Genomic DNA, 2,923 nt, shown 5'->3' with positions numbered 1-2,923 from the left:
GTCGGAGTTGCGTCTTAATCCCCTAAGAATTCGGGGAGGTTTCAGACAGCAAAACTAAAACCTGGTGATAGTAATGGTAGCTGGGTCTTAATCCCCTAAGAATTCGGGGAGGTTTCAGACGCGCTTCTTCCGCGTTGTTGCCGATCTTTATAGTCGGTCTTAATCCCCTAAGAATTCGGGGAGGTTTCAGACGGATAAGCTCGGGGTTTACTGGCACTATTGTTGGACGTCTTAATCCCCTAAGAATTCGGGGAGGTTTCAGACGAGACACAGCGACCCTTCAGCTCAAAATTATATCAGTCTTAATCCCCTAAGAATTCGGGGAGGTTTCAGACACAGTTGTTCGCGCTCTTTCGCCCAACCCCACTCTTGTCTTAATCCCCTAAGAATTCGGGGAGGTTTCAGACTCTGGCCTCTGTAAGCCTTTGCCAGCAAGGGCTGTAGACCCTATTTTGGAGAAACCCTGAAAAATAGACTAAATTTTTCTTGTATTTTTGAATATTCACATCTAAACCCTTGTTTTTACTCATTGGAGAGCCATTTGTCAATAAACAACTAATTTCGGTGAGCTGATTTTAACCTCATTGTTGCCCAGGCACAAGACTTTTTGAGTATCCGTTTGGTGATAAAAGCGGATAGAATCGCTTTCACCCATCAACTTTTTGAGGCTGAGTTGAAAACCAGTAGATTCTTCGTCTGGAATAGAAATCTCATAAACACTTTTCTGAACCCGCTGCCCCCAGCTGCCTATAATTTTATTGACCCGGTAACGGGCTCGGTTTGAATGAATATCAAATGCAACTACATATTTTACCATTATGCACTTAGCCATGGCTGAAACTCATCTTCTTCACCGTCCAATAATCTCCGCAAATCGAAAACGTCATGATGCATGAGTCTCAAAAACGATCTTTCCTCACCATCCACCAGAACCTTTTCTTCTAACCTCTCGATATAGGCTTTTCTGAGAATTGTGAGACCCATTTGTCCCAATCCTTTTTCTGGCGTATCATTTTCTGCCAGTGCTTTCAGGAATTCACCATTTTTGAAGGTTTTCACGATTATTCTATCACACACTTGCGCACGATATGGCTCCATGAGATCAGAGGCCAAAGCAGCATGATTGTAACTCGGTTGATGATAAAATCCCAAAAATGGATCCAAGCCTGCTCCATGAATTAAACCGATCATCGTATGGTGAAGCATGGAATAAACAAATGACTGAGCCTGGTTCATAGCATCAGGGGCAAAGCGTTTGATCCGCATATTGGCTCTATGCTTTTCAGGAATTCGTTTCCTTAGCTCAGAAAAATACATTTTTGCGGCTAAGCCCTCTACGCCGCGCAAGGTTGAAATATCATCAATACCTGAAATCGTGTTTTTTAGATTTCTTAAATCAACATGAATCTCATCTGAAAACTCCCTGGAAAATCGATCCATATTATGAATCTTTGATTTGGCAATTGACTTTGAAAGCCTCAGGCACATCTCTCTATTCGCAAATCCTGAAAATTGGTGCATACGGGTCTGCACATTACCAGCATCTCCCACTGTGACCAACATGCTCTTCAACCTCCCGGCTGAGGAAAGAAAAACAAGTTTACCTCCGTTCCGGCTTATTTGAGAAATAACTGATTCATTGGGATGCACCCCTGGAAGACAGATCAGTGATTTAATGGTATTTGCAGGGTGCTTTCCCAGAACATCACCTTCTCTACTCACCTCCAGCTTGCCATTCTTAATCCCTAATCGGGTACCTGGTGTGGTTAGCATTAGCTCCATGATATACCCTCATTCGTTTTATTGTATTCCTGACCGACTTCTCCAATAGCCTCAATGCAAACCAGTATCTCAGTAAAGACATTCTGCATGGCCTCGTATGCTTTTTTCGTAACCATTACGTCTCCATGAACCAGCCAGGCTCGATGACGGGTTTCTGCATGTTCCACGACCTTTTCAATCAACTGAATTTGAATTGAGTCAGGCCAAAATATGCTTATCGCTAATAATTTATCTGTAAGGCCTGGTTTAAAAGGTAAGTGGACTGAAGAAGCCGGAAAGAGCACCTGTTTACGTACCATAATCTGGTTTTTAATTTGACTGTATGGCGAATGTGTCCAATCCGTGAAAGGGAAATGTATATTGAGTAGGTCTGTAGCCTGTTTTTCCAAAATGCGATAGAGAATAACGCTAGCCAAAGTGAAGTCTGCCCTGGATTGGGCCTCCTCAAGCTGGGTTTTATACCAGCCCAGTTCTCTTTTTGACATCCTGGCTGTGTTGTTTTTATACAGGTTGCAGAAAATATTCCAAACACGCATTGTTTGGGTGAATACTGATTCCAAACCACCCAATACTTTCCCTAATATCTGCGCAATATATAATCCCATCATGGTACATATTAACTTGACTTCATCCTGGAGATTAGTTTGACAAGCTTGCCGCCCTCGCAAAAAGTATCTGGGAATTCATTAAATGTGCCCTAAAATCATTAAATACATCCACATATAGTGAATATGCTTAGATCCATATATATCAAAACTTTGCGTCATTTCGATGAACTCAATACAACGCTCTGCGCGCTCGAGAGGGTCTTTTTGCGAGATCGCCAAAGAGAATTCAAAAATAAAGGGACGCATATTGCACAATTCAGGGGTCACGAATGATCAAGTGGTGTGTATCTCTATTCTTTGACGGCAAAAAATCTTTCCTTGACAAAAAAGATGCTTCTGGTTAAGTGACACTATGATGAACATTCGTCCAAACTCAGGGAATAAATAAAAACCAATTATGATTGCTGTCATCCAAAGAGTCAGTGAAGGGGAAGTCAAAATTCAGGGGAAACCCCACGCTAAGATCGGGATCGGCTTGGTAGTCCTGTTGGGAGTAGCCCATGATGATGAGATCCAGGATGCTGATTGGCTGG

The 2,923-nt window shown here is 42.4% G+C and carries 4 protein-coding genes and 1 CRISPR repeat array; of the genes, 1 reads left to right on the top strand and 3 read right to left on the bottom strand.

What is annotated here, in order from left to right; genetic code table 11:
- Nucleotides 1–11: 11 nt before the first annotated feature.
- Nucleotides 12–407: direct repeats of the CRISPR family, unit length 36 nt; unit sequence GTCTTAATCCCCTAAGAATTCGGGGAGGTTTCAGAC.
- 137 nt (nt 408–544) lie between these two features.
- The 3 genes from cas2 to U9Q77_07790 are packed head-to-tail and all read right to left on the bottom strand — an operon-like array spanning nt 545 to nt 2,390.
- Nucleotides 545–832 carry a CRISPR-associated endonuclease Cas2 gene (gene cas2, locus U9Q77_07800; protein MEA3287263.1) on the bottom strand — a complete coding sequence of 96 codons (288 nt, stop codon included), beginning with the start codon at nt 830–832 and terminating at the stop codon, nt 545–547.
- Nucleotides 817–1,782 carry a CRISPR-associated endonuclease Cas1 gene (gene cas1, locus U9Q77_07795; GenBank protein ID MEA3287262.1) on the bottom strand — a complete coding sequence of 322 codons (966 nt, stop codon included), beginning with the start codon at nt 1,780–1,782 and terminating at the stop codon, nt 817–819. The genes cas2 and cas1 overlap by 16 nt, the downstream gene beginning before the upstream one ends.
- Entirely contained in the window at nt 1,773–2,390 is a 618-nt protein-coding gene (locus U9Q77_07790; GenBank protein ID MEA3287261.1) for a hypothetical protein, read from the bottom strand. The genes cas1 and U9Q77_07790 overlap by 10 nt, the downstream gene beginning before the upstream one ends.
- Before the next feature lie 397 nt (nt 2,391–2,787).
- Here U9Q77_07790 and U9Q77_07785 point away from each other — a divergent pair.
- Nucleotides 2,788–2,923 (top strand): D-aminoacyl-tRNA deacylase (locus tag U9Q77_07785; protein ID MEA3287260.1); only part of this gene is annotated, 136 nt, incomplete at its 3' end.

It is taken from the genome of Candidatus Neomarinimicrobiota bacterium, assembly GCA_034716895.1.
Classification (GTDB): Bacteria; Fidelibacterota; UBA8477; order UBA8477; family JABMPR01; genus JABMPR01.
The sequence above is the reverse complement of the archived record's forward strand: the minus strand, read 5'-3'. Positions and strand labels throughout refer to the sequence as shown.

Excerpts from the sequence above, each read along its gene's own strand:
- cas1 (MEA3287262.1), bottom strand. The coding sequence starts at position 1,782 with ATGGAGCTAATGCTAACCACACCAGGTACCCGATTAGGGATTAAGAAT.
- cas2 (MEA3287263.1), bottom strand. The coding sequence starts at position 832 with ATGGCTAAGTGCATAATGGTAAAATATGTAGTTGCATTTGATATTCAT.
- U9Q77_07790 (MEA3287261.1), bottom strand. The coding sequence starts at position 2,390 with ATGATGGGATTATATATTGCGCAGATATTAGGGAAAGTATTGGGTGGT.